18 protein-coding genes are annotated in these 16,082 nt (G+C 73.0%); 7 read left to right on the plus strand and 11 right to left on the minus strand.

Features of this window, described 5'->3' with window-relative positions:
• Positions 1-67 precede the first annotated feature (67 nt).
• A complete protein-coding gene (locus ACWD0F_RS36585) occupies positions 68-346 on the minus strand; it encodes a hypothetical protein (protein ID WP_449884327.1) in 279 nt (92 codons plus the stop codon).
• Positions 347-565: 219 nt separating this feature from the next.
• On the opposite strand from ACWD0F_RS36585, the gene ACWD0F_RS36590 reads away from it, so the two are divergent.
• Positions 566-2,347: a cytochrome c oxidase assembly protein gene (locus tag ACWD0F_RS36590; RefSeq protein WP_449884330.1), complete on the plus strand. Its 1,782-nt coding sequence runs from the start codon at positions 566-568 to the stop codon at positions 2,345-2,347.
• A 67-nt stretch (positions 2,348-2,414) separates the two neighbouring features.
• Positions 2,415-3,233 carry an NAD-dependent epimerase/dehydratase family protein gene (locus ACWD0F_RS36595; RefSeq protein WP_449884333.1) on the plus strand — a complete coding sequence of 273 codons (819 nt, stop codon included), beginning with the start codon at positions 2,415-2,417 and terminating at the stop codon, positions 3,231-3,233.
• Positions 3,234-3,295: 62 nt separating this feature from the next.
• Here the strand turns inward: ACWD0F_RS36595 and ACWD0F_RS36600 are convergent, their stop codons facing one another.
• Together ACWD0F_RS36600 and ACWD0F_RS36605 are read right to left on the minus strand one after the other, a co-directional pair.
• A complete protein-coding gene (locus ACWD0F_RS36600; protein ID WP_449884441.1) occupies positions 3,296-4,717 on the minus strand; it encodes an FAD-dependent oxidoreductase in 1,422 nt (473 codons plus the stop codon).
• Between the two features lie 57 nt (positions 4,718-4,774).
• On the minus strand, positions 4,775-6,385 hold the full coding sequence (locus tag ACWD0F_RS36605) for an FAD-binding oxidoreductase (protein ID WP_449884336.1): 1,611 nt from the start codon (positions 6,383-6,385) through the stop codon (positions 4,775-4,777).
• A 205-nt stretch (positions 6,386-6,590) separates the two neighbouring features.
• On the opposite strand from ACWD0F_RS36605, the gene ACWD0F_RS36610 reads away from it, so the two are divergent.
• Positions 6,591-7,631: a lytic polysaccharide monooxygenase auxiliary activity family 9 protein gene (locus ACWD0F_RS36610; protein WP_449884339.1), complete on the plus strand. Its 1,041-nt coding sequence runs from the start codon at positions 6,591-6,593 to the stop codon at positions 7,629-7,631.
• Between the two features lie 67 nt (positions 7,632-7,698).
• Here the strand turns inward: ACWD0F_RS36610 and ACWD0F_RS36615 are convergent, their stop codons facing one another.
• On the minus strand, positions 7,699-7,950 hold the full coding sequence (locus tag ACWD0F_RS36615) for a LysR family transcriptional regulator (protein WP_449884342.1): 252 nt from the start codon (positions 7,948-7,950) through the stop codon (positions 7,699-7,701).
• A 261-nt stretch (positions 7,951-8,211) separates the two neighbouring features.
• Between ACWD0F_RS36615 and ACWD0F_RS36620 the strand changes: the two genes are divergently transcribed.
• From ACWD0F_RS36620 to ACWD0F_RS36635, 4 genes are all read left to right on the plus strand, one after another.
• Complete coding sequence (locus tag ACWD0F_RS36620; protein ID WP_449884345.1) at positions 8,212-8,571, plus strand: hypothetical protein; 360 nt, start codon at positions 8,212-8,214, stop codon at positions 8,569-8,571.
• 83 nt (positions 8,572-8,654) lie between these two features.
• Positions 8,655-9,896, plus strand: a complete 1,242-nt coding sequence (locus tag ACWD0F_RS36625) for a Tm-1-like ATP-binding domain-containing protein (RefSeq protein ID WP_449884348.1) — start codon at positions 8,655-8,657, stop codon at positions 9,894-9,896.
• Positions 9,893-10,714, plus strand: coding sequence for a phosphoenolpyruvate hydrolase family protein (locus ACWD0F_RS36630; protein WP_449884351.1), 822 nt, complete (start codon positions 9,893-9,895; stop codon positions 10,712-10,714). The genes ACWD0F_RS36625 and ACWD0F_RS36630 overlap by 4 nt, the downstream gene beginning before the upstream one ends.
• A gap of 8 nt (positions 10,715-10,722) precedes the next feature.
• On the plus strand, positions 10,723-11,130 hold the full coding sequence (locus ACWD0F_RS36635) for a cupin domain-containing protein (RefSeq protein WP_449884354.1): 408 nt from the start codon (positions 10,723-10,725) through the stop codon (positions 11,128-11,130).
• Positions 11,131-11,163: 33 nt separating this feature from the next.
• Here ACWD0F_RS36635 and ACWD0F_RS36640 read toward each other — a convergent pair whose 3' ends face one another.
• The 7 genes from ACWD0F_RS36640 to ACWD0F_RS36670 all read right to left on the minus strand — a co-directional run bounded on the left by ACWD0F_RS36640 (position 11,164) and on the right by ACWD0F_RS36670 (position 16,071).
• A complete protein-coding gene (locus ACWD0F_RS36640; RefSeq protein WP_449884357.1) occupies positions 11,164-11,394 on the minus strand; it encodes a hypothetical protein in 231 nt (76 codons plus the stop codon).
• Between the two features lie 18 nt (positions 11,395-11,412).
• On the minus strand, positions 11,413-12,168 hold the full coding sequence (locus tag ACWD0F_RS36645) for a MauE/DoxX family redox-associated membrane protein (RefSeq protein ID WP_449884360.1): 756 nt from the start codon (positions 12,166-12,168) through the stop codon (positions 11,413-11,415).
• Positions 12,169-12,179: 11 nt separating this feature from the next.
• Positions 12,180-12,776 carry a cell wall protein gene (locus ACWD0F_RS36650; RefSeq protein ID WP_449884363.1) on the minus strand — a complete coding sequence of 199 codons (597 nt, stop codon included), beginning with the start codon at positions 12,774-12,776 and terminating at the stop codon, positions 12,180-12,182.
• Between the two features lie 10 nt (positions 12,777-12,786).
• On the minus strand, positions 12,787-13,233 hold the full coding sequence (locus ACWD0F_RS36655; RefSeq protein WP_449884366.1) for a hypothetical protein: 447 nt from the start codon (positions 13,231-13,233) through the stop codon (positions 12,787-12,789).
• A 122-nt stretch (positions 13,234-13,355) separates the two neighbouring features.
• A complete protein-coding gene (locus ACWD0F_RS36660; RefSeq protein WP_449884369.1) occupies positions 13,356-13,739 on the minus strand; it encodes a hypothetical protein in 384 nt (127 codons plus the stop codon).
• Entirely contained in the window at positions 13,736-15,007 is a 1,272-nt protein-coding gene (locus ACWD0F_RS36665; RefSeq protein ID WP_449884372.1) for a hypothetical protein, read from the minus strand. Before ACWD0F_RS36665 ends, ACWD0F_RS36660 begins: the two co-directional genes overlap by 4 nt.
• Positions 15,004-16,071: a hypothetical protein gene (locus ACWD0F_RS36670; RefSeq protein WP_449884375.1), complete on the minus strand. Its 1,068-nt coding sequence runs from the start codon at positions 16,069-16,071 to the stop codon at positions 15,004-15,006. Before ACWD0F_RS36670 ends, ACWD0F_RS36665 begins: the two co-directional genes overlap by 4 nt.
• Positions 16,072-16,082 lie beyond the last annotated feature (11 nt).

Below are 16,082 nucleotides of genomic sequence, written 5' to 3' on the forward strand. Positions count from 1 at the left end.
GGACCGCGGCCCACACCCCCTCGCGCGGCGCACGTCACCAGCACATCACCAGCACATCACCAGCACATCACCAGGGGGCCACCGGAGAACGCCGAGGCCGGAACACCAGTGGCCGGCCGAGCGGCGCGACCGGCGACAACACCGCGGCCATCGGCGGCGGCGTGCCCGGAGGCGGCACAGGGGCGACCGGACGCGGGGCGACCGGACGCGGAGCGGCAGGGCGCGGGGCCCGGGGGATCGGGCGCGGGCCCGGCGTGAGCGGGCGGGCCGGCTGCGGCGGCGGGCCGGTGGGTTGTCCGGCCGGGCCGGCGATCAGGTTCCGTGCGTTCAGGTTCCGTGCGTTCACGCCCACGGGGCTCCTTCCGACATGTCCACGTCTCCTTCCGATCTCGTTCGATGCCACGAGGTACGCAACTTCGAGCGATGAGGTTCGCCCTTCAGCCCACCAATTCCGGCGAAAATGAACCATCGCGACAACACCGGCGTATCCCCGTACATGCGAAGCGGGACGGCGCCGGCGAAACCCTTCGATCCCCGGCACGCCACAAGAGCACGAACCTATGCCGTGGCCGCCCTCGCCGCGGGCGTGCTGGCCCTGCTGGCGGCCCTGAGGTTCGGCGGCGGCATCGTGGAGACGCAGATCCCCGGCCTGCCCAGCGCGGGCCCGCTCACCGACTGGGGCCTGCCGCTGTCGCGGTTCTGCCTCGACGTGTGCGGGGTCGCCTGCGTGGGAACGCTGCTGGCCGCGCTCCTCGCGCCCGCCGCCTCGCCCGAGTCGGCGGCCTGCACCCGCGCGGCCGGCTGGTGGGCGCTGGGCCTGGCGGCCTGCGCCGCGATGAGCTACCTGCTGACCGTGTCCAGCATGATCCCGATGCCGCTCACGCACCTGCTGGCCGTGCCCGACCTGGTGGGCTTCGGCACGTCGGTTCCGCAGACGCAGGCGCTGCTGGCGGTACTGATCATCGCCACGGCGCTGGTGCCGCTCACGCTCCTGCCCCGCGTGCCGGGCTGGATCCGGCTGGCACTGGCCGCGTTCGCGCTCCTGCCGCCCGCGTACGTGGGCCACGCCGCCTCCGCCGGCGAGCACGACGTGGCGATCTCCGCCCTGATGTCGCACCTGCTGGCCGTGTCCGTCTGGGTCGGCGGGCTGGCCGCCGTGCTCGTTCACTTCCGCCGCTCCCAGCACCTGGCGGTGGTGCTGCCGAGGTTCAGCGCGGTCGCGCTGTGGTGCTTCGCGGCGGTGACGCTGTCGGGCGTCGTGGGCGCGTGGGTGCGGCTGAACACGCCCGCCGACCTCTGGGAGACCTCGTACGGCCTGCTCCTGGTGGCCAAGACCGTCGCCCTCGCCGTCCTGGCCTGGTGCGGCTGGAACCACCGCCGCCGTACGGTCCAGGGCGTCGCCCGGCGGAGCGTGCGCCACACCTTCGTCCGGCTGGCGGCGGGCGAGGTGATCGTCATGGCCGTCGCGATGGGCCTGGCCGTCGGCCTGTCCCGCACGCCGCCGCCCGGCGGCCACGGAGGGTCGCCGCCGGCCCCGTTCAGCCTGGGCGGCCTGATCACCGAGGTCCGCCTGGACACGACGATCCTGCTGCTCCTGGCGCCGCCCGCGATCGGCTACCTGCTCTGGGCGCGCCGGCGGCCCTCCTGGCCGGCGGCCCGCACGATCGCCTGGTACGCCGGTCTGGCGCTGGCCGCGCTCGTCCTGCTCGGCGGCGTCGCCAGTTACGCCCGCGCCATGCCGTCCGTACACGCTCTGCAGCACGTCGTGCTCTCCGTCATCGTCCCCGTCCTGCTCTGCCTGGGCGCCCCCGCGACCCTCGCCGCCCGCCGCCCCGGCGCCGCCACCCGCTCGGGGAGCGTCGTCACTCATCCGGCCTTCCTGCTGGCCGTCAGCACCCTGCCGGGCCTTCTGCTGTACGGCACGGACTGGCTGGCCTGGTCCCTGTCCGGCTGGGCCCCCCACCTGCTCACCGCGCTGCTCTTCCTCGGCGCCGGCCTGCTGGTGTTCTGGGTGGTGACGGGTGTGGACCCGCTGCCCCGCCCGCTCCCGGCGCCCGCCCGCGCCTGGCTCCTGGCCGCCGTCACGGTGGTCCAGCTCGGCGTCGGCGCCGCCCTCCTGTTCGGCCCGCAGGTGGCCGCCGACTGGTACGCCACGGCGGTCCCGGCCACCGACGTCCTGGCCGATCAGCGCCTGGCCGGAGCCATCCACCTGATCCTGCCGCTGCCACCGCTCGCCGTGCTCGCCATCCGCCTGACCGCGCCGAGTCGCCGAACCCCCGCCATGTTGCGGACCGGCCGGGCCGCACAGACGACGATTCCGCAGCGCGTGGTACGTCCGGGCTCCTGAGCGCATTGCCCTCGGACAGTACGTTCGCCAGAATGGAACAGAGTTTCCCAACGCGGAGGTCGAGTGGGTGCGGTACACGGTCATCGGGTGCGGGCACGTCGGTCTGGAGCTCGCCCGGCGCTGGACGGAGGCCGGGCACGAGGTCACCGGCACCACCACCACCCCCGCCCGCGTTCCCGAGCTGCGCAAAGCCTGCACCGAGGTCGCGGTCCTGCGCGGTGCGGACCGTGCGGCGGTGGCGCGGGCCGTCGAAGGCGCCGACGCCGTGGCGCTGACCGTGAGCCCCCGCCTCGGCAAAGCCTTCGACGCCGCGTCGCGGGTCACCGAGTATGCCGACACGCTCGTCGCCACCGCCCGCACCGCCGTCTCGGTGCACCCGCGCGTCGTCTTCACCAGCTCAGGCTCTGTGTACGGCAGCGGCACCGGCCCGCTGATCGACGAGACGACCCCCGCAACCGACGACCCGGACGCCTCCCCGCGCTCCTTCGTGGCCGCCGAGCAGGCGGTGCTGGCCACGCCCGGCGGCGCGGTGCTGCGCATTCCCGACGTGTACGGCCATCCTGACGACCTCGACTACCCCGCGCGGGTGCGGTTCGCGCACGAGCGGCTGGGCGGCAGCGTGCCGTTCGCGGCCGGCGCGCTGCTGTACCGCATCGACTACCGGGACGCGGCCGCCGCCCTGGACTTCCTGGTGACCGAGCGGCTGACCGGCGTGTTCAACGCCTACCCCGACGCCGTGACGCCGCCGGCGAACGCCGCGGTCTTCGCCGCGATCTGCGCCGCCGAAGGGCTGCCCGAGCTGACCTACCGGGCCGAGATCCGCCTGCCCGAGGCCCAGGTCAGCTCAGCCAAACTGCGCGGGCTCGGCTTCCGCTTCACCCGCTGAAGCCGGTCGGTCAGCCGCGCCCGGCTCACGGGCCGGTCAGCCGCGCCCGGCTCACGGGCCGGTCAGCCGCGCCCGGCTACCGGCGCGGCCAGCGCCCGCCCTGCCAGCCTGCCGAACGCCAGCGCGGGAGTCAGGCACATGCCTGAGCAGAACGCGTTGCCGTTGACCGCCGCGGAGCCGATCACCTCGCCCACGGCGTACAACCCGGGCAGAACGCTCCCGTCGGCCCGCCGTACCCGCAGGTGGTCGTCGACGTCCACGCCGGCGAACGTGATGAGCGTGACAGGACGGTTCTCGATCGCGTAGAAGGGCGGCTCGGCGATCGGCGCGGGCAGGTGCCGCCGGCCGAGGTCCTCGTCCAGGCCGCGCGCCACCGCCTCGTTGTACCGCCGCACCTGCGCGCGCAGCCCGTCCGCCGAGATGCCGGCGAGCGCGCCCAGCTCGGCCAGGGTCGCGGCCCGGTGCAGGCCGCGCCGCCGCCCGCAGGCACGCGCCAGCTCCGCCGGGCTCCACCCGTGCACCATGGGCCGCGACTCGCGCAGCGCCCTCGCGTCGAACACCATCCAGAACGTCATCCGCTCGACGCCGGTGAGGGCCCGCTCCTTGCGGTCGATGCTGGGCTCGTCCTCGGCGATCCAGCGCCGTCCGCGCCGGTCGACGTAGATCTCCCACGGCGGCCGCTCCTGCGCCACGAGTTGTGGCCGGTGCAGCCAGTCCACGCGCGGGTCGCCGTCGACGTGCGGCGGCAGCCCGCCGAACGTCGGGATGTAGCTCCCCGCCCCCTGCAGTCCCGCACCGGCCCGACGCGCCATCAGCAGCCCCTCGCCCGTCGAGGTCGGCGCGGCCGAGGTGGTCAGCGGCACTCCCTCAAGCTCGGCGAACAACTCGGGCGCGAAGCCGAACCCGCCGGTCGCCAGGACCACGGCCGGCGCGCGCCACGTGCGCCCGTCGCCGGTGCTGACGCCCACCACGCTCCCGCGCTCCACCAGCAGGTCCGCGACGGCCGTCCGGCACCGCACCTCGACCGCCCCGCCGTCCGTGTACGGCTCCAGCAGCCGCCGCAACGCCGCCAGCACGGCGGGCCCGCCCGGTGTCCCGGCGGCGTGCACGGTGCGCGGGATCGTGTACGGCTCGTGCCCGTACACGATGCGCGGCGTGCCCGGGTCGGGCGTGAAGCCCGCCTCGAACAGCCACTCCAGCACCGCGGGCTGCTCGGCCAGCGACAGGCGGGTGAGGTCGTCGCGCCCGGTTCCCCGGTTGATGCGCACGATGTCGGCGTAGTGCCGGTCGGGGTCGTCGTCGATGCCCCGCGCGCGCTGCGCCGAGAAGCCGCCCGCCGACAGGTGCCCGCCCGAGTAGGGCAGCGCGCCGCCGATGTCGCCGGCCTTCTCCAGCACCAGCACCCGCGCGCCGGCGCCCGCCGCGGTGATGGCGCAGGCCAGCCCGCCGGGCCCGGCTCCGGCCACGATCACGTCCCACGCCATCGTCACCCCCAGATGGATACACTGTTTCCATCTAAGCGCCGCCGGTCAAGAGCCGGCTCAGGACCCCGGCCGGACCGACAACGCGTGATGGAACACGTTCCGCGGGTCCCAGCGCGCCTTCACCCGCTGCAACCGTCCGTAGTTGGCGCCGTAGTAGATCGTGGACCACGGCACCCCTGACGTGTTCCAGCGCGGGTCGGAGTGGTCGATGTCCGGGTAGTTGATGTAGGCGCCGCCGCAGTTGCCCCCGGGCACCGGCACCCCGCCCGTTCCCGCGAACGTCCGCTGGTGGAACCGCCGCACCCACTCCAGTTGCGCCGCCCCGTCCTGCCCCTCGTCCCAGCTTGCCAGATGGATCACCTTCAGTATCGACTCGCGTTCCACCGTCGCGGTCGCCTCCGGCCGGACCGTGTTCACCTGCCCCCCGTACGAGAGCAGCCAGAGCAACCCCGCCGACGACGCCTCCCCGGCGGTCCCCAGATGGTCGTACGCGACGTCCGCCTGCTCATCGGTGAACCTTTTCCGCAGATAAGCCGACTTGCCCTTGTACCGTCCCGACTCCGACGCCGCGCCGAGCGACAACGTGCGCACCGCCTCGTACCAGGCGAGACGCTGGAACGGCGGGACGAACGCCTCGGGGGTGACCCCCTCGCTCACGGCGGCGAAGTGGTCGCGCAGGAGCTGCTCGGCATTCGGCACGGTGGCGTCGATCTGCGTGGGGAGCACGATGCCGCCGGGATCGGCGCCGGCCTGGCGGCCCGGGACGAGCAGGGAGCCGAACAGCGAGGCGTACGGGCCGCCCGGGGCGCTGTTGCGCTCGTGCCACTCGCCGTGATTGCGCAGCAGCCGCCTGAACGACTCCTTCGTCATGCCGTTCCACGACCAGATGGCCACGCCGGACAGGACGGCGGCGGGCGGCCGGGGGAGCAGCCGGGACGGGTCGCCGCCCCGCGCGTCCGGGTCGCGCATCCAGTAGCGGGTCACGATGCCGAAGTTCCCGCCGCCGCCACCCGTGTGGGCCCACCACAGGTCGTGGTTCGGATCGGCCGGGTCCCGGGTCGCCACCACGGCGCGGGCCCGCCCGGAACGGTCGGCGACGACGACCTCCACCGCCTCCAGGTAGTCCACGGTGAGGCCGTGGCGGCGGGAGAGCGGGCCGTACCCGCCGCCCGCGATGTGCCCTCCGGCGGCCACACCCCCGCACTGGCCGCCGGGAATGGTCACGCCCCACCCCAGGTAGAGCTTGCGATACGCCTGCATCAGTGTGGCGCCGGCCTCGATGACGAACGCGCCCCGCCGGTCGTCGAAGTACACCTCCGACATCTCACACAGGTCGATCACCACCTGCGCGCCGTCGCCGACGAAGTTCTCGTAGCAGTGGCCGCCGCTGCGCACCGTGACCCGGCGGCCGGCGCGGACGGCTTCGGTGACGGCCGCGACGACCTGATCCGTGGAGCCCGGTACGTGGAAGTAGTCGGGTTCTGCACGGAAACGCAGGTTCGTCCGGCGGACGGCCAGGTCCGCGTAACGCGGATCGGCCGGCCGCACGACGACCGGACCGAAAGCCGGGCCGCTCGCCGCCGCCGCCGGTGTGACCCCTGACGCCAGCACCGCGCCACCCAGTGCCGCCGTGCCGCCGATCAACCCCCGCCGTGTGACCTCGCCCATGATCAACCCCTGATGTCCTTGAAGGAATTGTTTCCGACACTAAAAGCAGGGCCTGCCCGGGAGAATGCATCCAGGCGCACACCAGGGGTGCACGTAGCTACACCCGTTCTGCGGCGGAATTGACGCGACCCGATGAGCGGAGCTGAACCTGGGCGGGCGGCAGACCGTACCTCGCAGTAGGGCCAGAGGCGAGGAGGGCTGTCACGTGCGGCACCGGATCGGAAGCGCGCGCGCAGGGCTGCTCCCGTCGATGGTCGTGGCCGCCGGGCTGCTGCCACCGACCCTCCTGCTGACTGCCGGGACGGCGAGCGCGGTCGAGAGCCCGCTCGGCTGGCCGGCGGTGAGTGCGCATGGTGCGCTCGAAAGCCCGCTCAGCCGCGCGGCGGCCTGCGGCGCCGAGAGCCCGCTGAAGAACGTGCCGGCGGCCTGCCGCGCCGCGGCGGCGGTGAACGGCAGCGCCATGCCCGCAGACTGGGACAACCTCCGGGTGCCGGACGTCGCAGGACGCGACCGCGAGCTGATCCCGGACGGCAAGCTGTGCAGCGGCGGCCTTCCCGCCTTCAAGGGCCTCGACCTCGCCCGCGCCGACTGGCCGACCACGACCCTGAAGCCGGGCGCCCGCTTCGCCTTCCGCTATCGCGGCACCATCCCGCACCGGGGCACCTTCCGGCTGTACGTCACGGCCGGCGGCTACGATCCGGCCAAGCCGCTCAAGTGGTCCGACCTGGGAGGCAAGCCCTTCCTCAAGGCCACCGACCCCAAGCTCGCGGACGGCACGTACGTCATCAAGGGCCGCCTGCCCACCGGCAGAACCGGCCGCCACCTGATCTACACCGTCTGGCAGAACTCCGACACCCCCGACACCTACTACTCCTGCTCGGACGTCATCTTCACCGCCGCCTCCACCGACGACCCGGCGAACGCCCCCAACGACGATCAGCCGAGCACCGCCGGCGACGATCAGGCGAGCGCTTCGAACGAGCAGGCAGGCACTTCGAGCAGCGACGAGCAGGCCGGCGCTGCGAGCGACGAGCAGGCGGCCGTTCCCGACGGCGGTGCGGCGGGTGACGGGGAACCGGGCGGCTACGACGACGGCGCCACCGACGCCCAGCCCCGATCCGCGACCCTGTGGGTGGCCGGCTCCAGCAGCCGCATCTGGATGATCGGCGCGGCTGCCGTGCTCGGCGCCGGCGCCGGCGTGACGATCGTCCTGATCCTGCGGACGGCCCGCCGCCGCTACCGCTAGACAGATCCCGCCCCGCCCCTGCCTTGCCCGCCCCCGCCTTGCCCGCTTCGCGCACCTTCGCCATCGGTCAAAGCCCGCTGGCCGCCAGATCGTCGATGTCGGCCAGGATCGCCCGGGCCCGCCGGACGAACTGCTCGCCCGCCGGCGTCAACGCCACCCGCCGGCTCGTCCGCGCGAACAGCGGCCGGCCGAGCTCCCGCTCCAGGCGCCTGATGCGCCGGCCGAAAGGCTGCGCGGAGATGTGGTGCCGCCTGGCCGCCCGCCCGAAGTGCAACTCCTCCGCGAGCGTCACCGCATAACGCAACGCTTGGATGTCCATCGATACCCCCCCGTATCGGTGCCGTCCCTTCCCCCACGGACATATCGCGCGTGCGGGGACGCCGGATGACGCCGATGGCGGCCGGCATTTCCCGGACATCATGTTAATTTCGGTTCCGTTCAGCGGTTGTTCTCGCCCTTTCGGTCTATTAATTTTTTAGTCGGGACAACTCGACAAGGCCGGTCAGGAAACGCGGAAAAGCCGCGAATTCGCATATTCAGCGACGGCCGGCCGGACAATCGCTCGCGAAGGGAAATCGCCATGCGCAAATTAGTCAGAAACCTGCTGGTGGCCGTGCCCATGACCCTCGCCCTGCTCCTCACCGCCGGGGCCGGCGCTCCGGCCTCGGCCGCCACGGATCCCCTGACCTTCGACTTCGCCGACTGTGACCGGATCCCGTCACTCATCGTCTGCACGGTCACCTTTCACGGCGGCGTGGATCCGACGACCATCCGGTGGTACAAAGACGGCGTGCTCAAGCCGCAGTTCAACGACAAGCGCCTGCTCAGAATCGGCTGCACGGTGGGTAAGAACGTGACCATCGAGGTGGTGGTGACCGACGCCACGGGCGAGTGGTTCAAGTTCACCACCTGGGGCACGTGCTCCCGGATAGCGGACTGAACTCACGCCATTGGAGAGGTCTCGTCATCGCCCGACGGGGGAGTGTAATGGGGAGGTCATCTAGCAGAGAGGTGTGGCATCACATGCCGTCCGTCGTACTGATCGGCACTCTCGACACCAAGGGCGAGGAATACGCGTGGCTGCGCAACCGGCTGGTGGAGCTGGGCAGCGACGTGATCGTGGTCGACGCGGGAGTCGGCGAGCACGAGGAGAGCCTGCTCGCCGACGTGCCCGCCGAGCGGGTCGCCCAGGCGGCGGGGGCCGGGCTGGGGGCGCTGCGGGCCGATGGCGACCGCGGCGCGGCCGTGGCCGCCATGGGCGAGGGCGCCGCGGCGATCCTGGCGGAGCTGCACACCGCGGGGAAGGTCGACGCCGTGCTGGCGGTGGGCGGCAGCGGGGGCTCCTCGATCGCCGCGCGCGCCGTCCGTGACCTGCCGGTCGGCCTGCCCAAACTGATCGTCTCCACGATGGCCGCCGGCGACGTCTCGCCGTACGTGGGGGTCAAGGACGTCACGCTCATGTACAGCGTGGTCGACATCGCGGGCGTCAACCGCCTCACCCGCGCCGTCCTCGGCAACGCGGCCGCCGCGGCGGCCGGCATGGCCAGAGCCGCCCAGCTCGCCAAGGCGGTGCAGACGACGGGCGGGCAGGACCGGCCGCTGATCGGCGCGTCGATGTTCGGCGTCACCACCCCGGCCGTGGACGCCGCCCGCGAGCGGCTGGACGAGCTCGGCTACGAGGTGCTCGTCTTCCACGCGACCGGGTCGGGCGGCCGGGCGCTCGAAGGGCTCGCCGGCGGGAACATGCTGGCGGGCGTGCTCGACCTGACCACCACCGAGCTGGCCGACGACCTCGTGGGCGGCGTCCTGTCGGCGGGCCCCGCGCGGCTCACGGCGGCCGGGGCGCACGGCGTGCCGCAGGTGGTCGCGCCGGGCGCGCTCGACATGGTCAACTTCGGCCCGCGCGACACCGTGCCCCCGGCGTTCGCGGACCGCCTGCTCCACGTCCACAACCCCACCGTGACCCTCATGCGCACCACCGCCGACGAGATGCGCGAGCTCGGCCACCGCGTGGCCGCCAAGCTCAGGGACGCGACCGGCCCGGCGGCGCTGCTCGTGCCCCGCCGCGGCGTCTCCGCGCTGGACGCGCCCGGCCAGGTCTTCGCCGACCCCAAGGCCGACGCCGCCTGCTTCGAGGCGATGGAGTCGGGCCTGCGCGGCTCCGCCGTCGCCGTCGAGGAGCTCGACCTGCACATCAACGACCCCGCCTTCGGCCGCGCCATGGCCGACCGGCTGCACCACCTGATCTCCGGAGGTCCCTCGTGAACAGGAACGACGTCCTCGACCGGCTCCGCGCCACGGTCGCGGCCGGCCGCCCGATCGTCGGGGCGGGCGCCGGCACCGGCCTGTCGGCCAAGTGCGCCGAGGCCGGCGGCGTCGATCTGATCATCATCTACAACTCCGGCCGCTACCGGATGGCGGGACGCGGCTCGCTGGCCGGGCTGCTGCCGTACGGCGACGCGAACCAGATCGTCGTCGACATGGCCTCGGAGGTGCTGCCGGTCGTCCGCGACACCCCGGTGCTGGCCGGGGTCTGCGGCACCGACCCGTTCCGCGTCATGCCGCTCTTCCTCGACCAGCTCAAGGCGATGGGCTTCGCGGGCGTGCAGAACTTCCCGACCGTGGGCCTGTACGACGGGACCTTCCGCCAGAACCTGGAGGAGACCGGCATGGGCTACGACCTGGAGATCGAGATGATCCGGCTGGCCCGCGAGCGCGACCTCGTCACCGCCCCCTACGTCTTCGACGAGGACCAGGCGCGGGCCATGGCCGAGGCGGGCGCCGACGTGCTCGTGCCGCACGTCGGGCTGACCACCAAGGGCAGCATCGGCGCCGGCACCGCCCTGACCCTCGACGAGGCCGCGGAGCGCGTGCAGGCCATGCGCGACGCGGCCGCGGCCGTCCGCCCCGACGTGCTCGTGCTCTGTCACGGCGGCCCGATCGCCGAGCCGGACGACGCCGCCTACGTCCTGCGGCGCACCAAGGGCGTGGCCGGGTTCTTCGGCGCCTCGTCCGTGGAGCGGCTGCCGACCGAGCGCGCCATCATCGAGCAGGTCAGAGCGTTCAAGTCACTCAGCTTCTAGGAGACACCATGCACGTCAGCCCCGACAGCGTGCCCACGATGGCCTTCGACTGGGGGTCGATCAAGTGGTTCGTCACCCCGTCGGCGATCCCGGGCGCGAGCAGCACCCTGGGCGAGGTCATCGTCAACCCCGGGCGCGGCCACGCCCGTCACAACCATCCCGCCGCCGAGGAGATCATCTACGTGATCTCGGGCGAGGGCCGGCAGATGGTCGGTGACGGCGCGGAGTTCACCATCAGGGAGGGCGACACCGTGCACATCCCGATGGGCGTCTTCCACTCGACGTTCAACACCACCTGGCGCCCGCTCCGGCTGATCGTCACCTACACCCCCGGAGGCGAGGAGAAGGCGCTGGAGGCCGCCCCGGACCTGAAGGTGCACGAGGCGGGCGGCGTCGCGGAGTGGCGCCAGGCCTGAGCCCGCACGTGAGGGGACGGCGTCGCGGAGTGGTCAGCCGAAGAAGTCGGCCACCACCCGCGAGTGCAGGGCGAACGCGCCGCGGTGCGGCTCGACGTCCCGGCGGACCACCAGCAGGCCGTCGTCGACGGGCAGCACCATCACCGCGACCGGCAGAGGGTTGAGATGGCTGGTGTTCCCGCAGCCGGCGCAGGTGCGCGGCCAGGTCCGGCCGGGCGCGAAGGCGGTGCCGCAGAAGGAGCAGTACGTGTTCTTGATCGCCACGATCGCGATCCTAGGTCCTCAGGCGACGAGGGCCACCTTGATGGCGGCGGGGTCGTCGGTCGACAGGGGGATGGCGAAGACCGCCGTGCGCTCGCGGGCGCCGTACACGACGAAGCGCACCCCGTCCTCGTCCCAGGTCTCCCGGACGTCCGAGGTGAGCTGGGCGGAGGCCGAGCAGTAGGCGGGGCTGCGGTAGAGCAGGTGCAGCGAGGTCCCGAGGGGGACCTCCCGCGTCAGTGACGGGGCGAGCGGGCGGCGCAGCCGGACGAGCAGCCGCCGCAGGGGCGTCAGCCAGTGGCGGTCCAGCTCCGCCGACAGGGCCAGCAGCGCCGCGACCTCCAGCAGGACGAGCGCCGGGAGCACTCCGCGCGGTGGCTCGGCGAGAGCGGCCAGGACGCTCGCGGCCAGCAGGAACCCCGCGCGGGCGAAGGCCCGCAGACCGGCCGGGCGGGCGTGGGCGCCCAGGCAGCCGCACGACGAGGTGGGCGCGGCGACGTGCGCATAGGTGAGATAGGCCAGGAAACCGGCGGAGAGCGCGGCGGCGGCCACGCCGTCCAGGACGGAGACGGGCGGCAGCAGCAGCAGGGCGGCCACCATGAGCTCGGCCAGCCCGACGAGGCGGAGTGCCGGGACCGCGCGCGCCGCGCCCAGCAGCCGGGCCAGGGCGGTCTGCCCCGCTTGCGCGCGCATCCTCCCGCTGAGCAGTTTCATCAGGCCCGACCAGGTGAGGAAGACAGCGATCACGTACGGTTGCGACGCGGCGATCCCGTGCATCGGCGAGGCTCCTAGTGCGGGGAGAAGACGGTGGCGATGTCGACCTCGTTGGTGCCGGGCCGCCAGGCCCCGAGGATCTGCACGTGCTGGCTGACCTTCAGCATCGACAGGTCGGACGAGGGCGGCGACTCGGAGTGGACCGCGACGGACCTGCCGGTCACGACGTGGCAGAGCACCTCTTGGCCGTTGTGGTCGAGGTGGATCTTCTGGCTGGTGATGTTCTTGATGTGGCCCTTGATGTTGACGATGTTCAGCCAGACTGACTCGGCGGCGAGCACGCCGTCGGGCATGCGCACGCCGCGGGCGTAGAGGCCGTCACCGGGCTGGGCCTGGTCGAAGCCCACGGGGCCGAGCTTCCACAGGCTGGTGCCGTCCACGATCCTGATGTTGTGGAAGACCATGTTCGAGCCGAGGACGAGGAGCGTGTTCTCCTTGATGGAGCGGATGCGGCCCTCGGCGAAGTTGGGATCGGGGGCGCCGGGCTCGATGTCGGGCGCCGCGGTGGCGAAGGCCGCCTCCGGGCCGAGCGAGCCCAGCGCGGTCGCGGCGACCACGGCGGCGCCGCCGCCGAGCACGGCCGACCTGAACAGATCTCTTCTGCTGGTCATCGCCCGCTCCTCACGCGGTGTCGATGCTGCACGGGCGCAGGCCGGTGGACAGGCTCGCGATGGCGCTGTAGGCCGCCGGGGTGAGGTCGATCAGCCGGTTGCCGGCGCAGGTCGCGCCGCAACAACTGCGTTCGCCGCAGAACAGGTCGGTCTGCGGGCCGCAGTCGGCGATGGCGGTGACGATGCTGGCGCCGCTGCACAGCGCCGTGGTGCGGTGCCGGAATCCGCAGGTCCGCCGGGAGAGGCTGACGCCGCAACTGTCGGGGCGGGTGATCGCCCAGCAGGCGTCGGAGGTGTTGGGCCAGGCGTGCTGCATGCTGCCGGAGTTGCAGGTGCCGCAGGCGCCCTTGCCGGTGCTGCTGCACGGTCCCCAGGCGGTGCCGCAGCAGAACCAGGAGACCTCTCCTTGGACGGGGGCGAGTAAGTCGATGGGGTCGGTGGTCTGGCTGCGCGCCATGCGCGTCCTCCTAGGGTGAGCTCTGGACGGGGCCCCCGATGAGGTGGTGAAGCTTTCCGACTCGATCTATGAGTACCATGTAAGGATTTTTCGTCAATGGGGAAGATTGCCGGAAACCGTCGTCAATCGCTGATGAGCGCTTTCACGGTGAGCGTCTCCTCGCCGGCGGCTCCGGTGAACCGGACGGAGATCTCCCAGACGCCGGACATCGGGAATTCTGGCTGCGCCGTGAAGCGGCCGGGGGCCGGTCGCCCGGCGGTGAGCTCGGGGGTGGCGTGCCCCATCTCGGGCATCACCGCCGACAGGGCGGCGGCGTCCGCGGCGCCCGCGTCCACCCGCACCTCCACCTCGGCCCGCCCGGTGACCGGCTCGCGGATCAGCACGGTGGCGGCGTAGCGCGCCCCGGTGACGTGCTGCTCGAACGGCTCCGCCGCCGCGCTCCGGCCGGCGACGAAGAACGCCACCGCCGCCAGCACGAGCACGGCCAGCGCCGCGGCCCGCTTCACGCCGTGACCTCGACGGTGAACGGCACGGTCACGATCCGGTCGGCCAGGGCGTACTGCGCCCAGGCGAGATACCGTCCCGGCTCGGGAAAGGTGAAGGTGAAGCGCAGTTTGGGCCCGGCCGAGCCCATCTCGTGCACGTGGCCGAGGAAGGCGCCGTCCTGGCCGCGTACGAGCAGGTGACCGGCCATGCCCAGCCAGGGGCGCACCGGGCCGGCGGCGTCGAGCTCGATCGTCGCCGGTCGCCCCGCGACCGGCGCGGCAGGCAGCAGCCGCGGTGCGGCGGACGCCTCGGCAGGGCTCTCGGCGGCCACCGCGGCGCCGCCGACGCGGAAGCCGCCGGTCAGGAGCTGCCCGCCGGAGTCCTCCCGCTCCAGCTCCGCGTACGCCAGGTACCGTCCTGGCCGGTCGGCCCGCAGGCGCACCTCCAGCCGCCCCGGCGCGGTCCGCAGCGGGTGCGCGTGGCGGAAGTAGCTCCCGTCCTCGCTGGTGACGACCAGGTGGGCGAGCGCCTCGTGGTGGAGGACGAGATCGTCCACGGGCCGCCCGGTGGACCCGTCGACCAGATCGACGCGCAGGGTGAACTCCGCTCCGGCGACCGGCGTGGCCGGCACGGTGGCCACCCGCGCCTGCGCGAACGGCCGCCCGCCGGCCGGCGTCGGCGCCGTGGGCGCGGCGCCGTCGGGCGGACCGGCGGGCAGCAGCGGCTCGGCCACCACCAGCATGGCGGCGACCGTCACCGCGGCCGTGGCTCCGGCGACCAGCGCCATCGCCGGGCCCCGGCGGGCGAGCGCCCCGGTGAGCAGGCCGCCCACCAGGAGCAGCCCCGCTGCGAACAGGCAGCCGTAGATGACCAGCTCGCCCGCTGACCCGCGCTCCACCAGGACGCGGAACGGCACCACGGCCACCTCGCCGCCCGCGCGCAGCGTCAGCTCGTGCGGGCCGGTCCGCTCCACCGTGAGCTCCGTGTAGCGCGGGTCGGGGGCCGCATGCGCCGTGCCGGTCACCGTGCGGCCGTCCGCGATCGAGCGCAGCTCCAGGGCGACCGGCAGCTCCGTGACCGGCTGGTAGGCGATGACGCCGATCCGCAACGGCCCCGGCACCCGCGACGTGCCCTTGATCACCACGGTGAGCTCGGCACCCGCGATCGTCTGGGCGATCCGCAGGTCCGCTCCGGCCGTGACGTTGTGCGCGGCGGCCGGAGCGGCGCCGGCCAGCACCAGGAAGGCGGCCAGGCACAAGGCGGCGGTGAGGTGGGGAACCCGCATCATGCCCGGTCGGCGTCCACCGCGTTCGGCAGGAACAGGGCCCCGAGCGCCAGGCCGAGCAGCCCGGCCACGATCGGCGCGCCGGTCCACATCTCCGGCACGGTGGGAATCCCGCCGCCCGTCGCCGAGGCGACCCCGATGTACAGCGACCAGGTGGCGAAGGCCGACAACCCGGCGAACGTCCAGTAGGCGCGCCGCCGGTCGGCGGCCGGGCGCAACCAGCGGATCAGCAGGTCGCTCACCACGCCCGCGGCCACGATGGCCAGCAGGATCGGCACGTTCGTGAACGCCGTCTGCGCGCCGGGCATCAGCGCTCCCACCGTGTACATGATCGTCACGGTGCCGAACGGCAGGCGCCAGCGGCGCGCCAGCAGCAGCACGGGCGCGAGCAGGACGATGTTGGAGATCACCATCGAGGTGGCGAGCCGGTCGGCGCGCGCGTTCTCCATGCTGGAGAACGCCCTGACGACGGTCTCCGGGCCGTACTGCAGCGCGTCGCCGTAGGACAGGAACAGCGACACCAGCGTGGTCGCGAACGAGAGCCCGATCAGCGCGGGCAGCAGCCGGCCGAGCGACGGGGACGCGCCCACGTCGGGTGCGCTCCACGTCGAGCGCAGCGGCGTGGTGATGATGAGCAACATCGTCACGATCAGCCCCAGATGCGACGGGCTGAACAGGATGTCGAGGGTCGTCTCGATGCCGAGGAAGGTGTGCCACAACATGTCGATCAGGCCGAAGAAGGCGAACGCGGGCACCGCGACGAGCCCGGCCAGATAGCCCATGGGCACCGCCGGCAACCCCTGCCGGCCGGCCCGGACGTTGCGCCAGACCTGCCACATGATCCAGCCGGACACCACGGCGAAGCCCGAGTAGAACACCGCGTGCCACGGCGTGAAGAACGTCTCCAGCTCGCTCAGGTTGGTGTGCGCCCACGCGTCGATCATCAATCCGACGCCGAACCAGATTCCCAGCAACGCCATGATGAGGTCGGTCCTGGGAGACACCCATCCCCGCGGCTCCCCCGAGTCCGCGAGTAATCGCCGTATGCCGGCGTCGGCCAATGCCACGTCACGCTCCT

The sequence above is a fragment of the Nonomuraea sp. NPDC002799 genome (assembly GCF_053592075.1).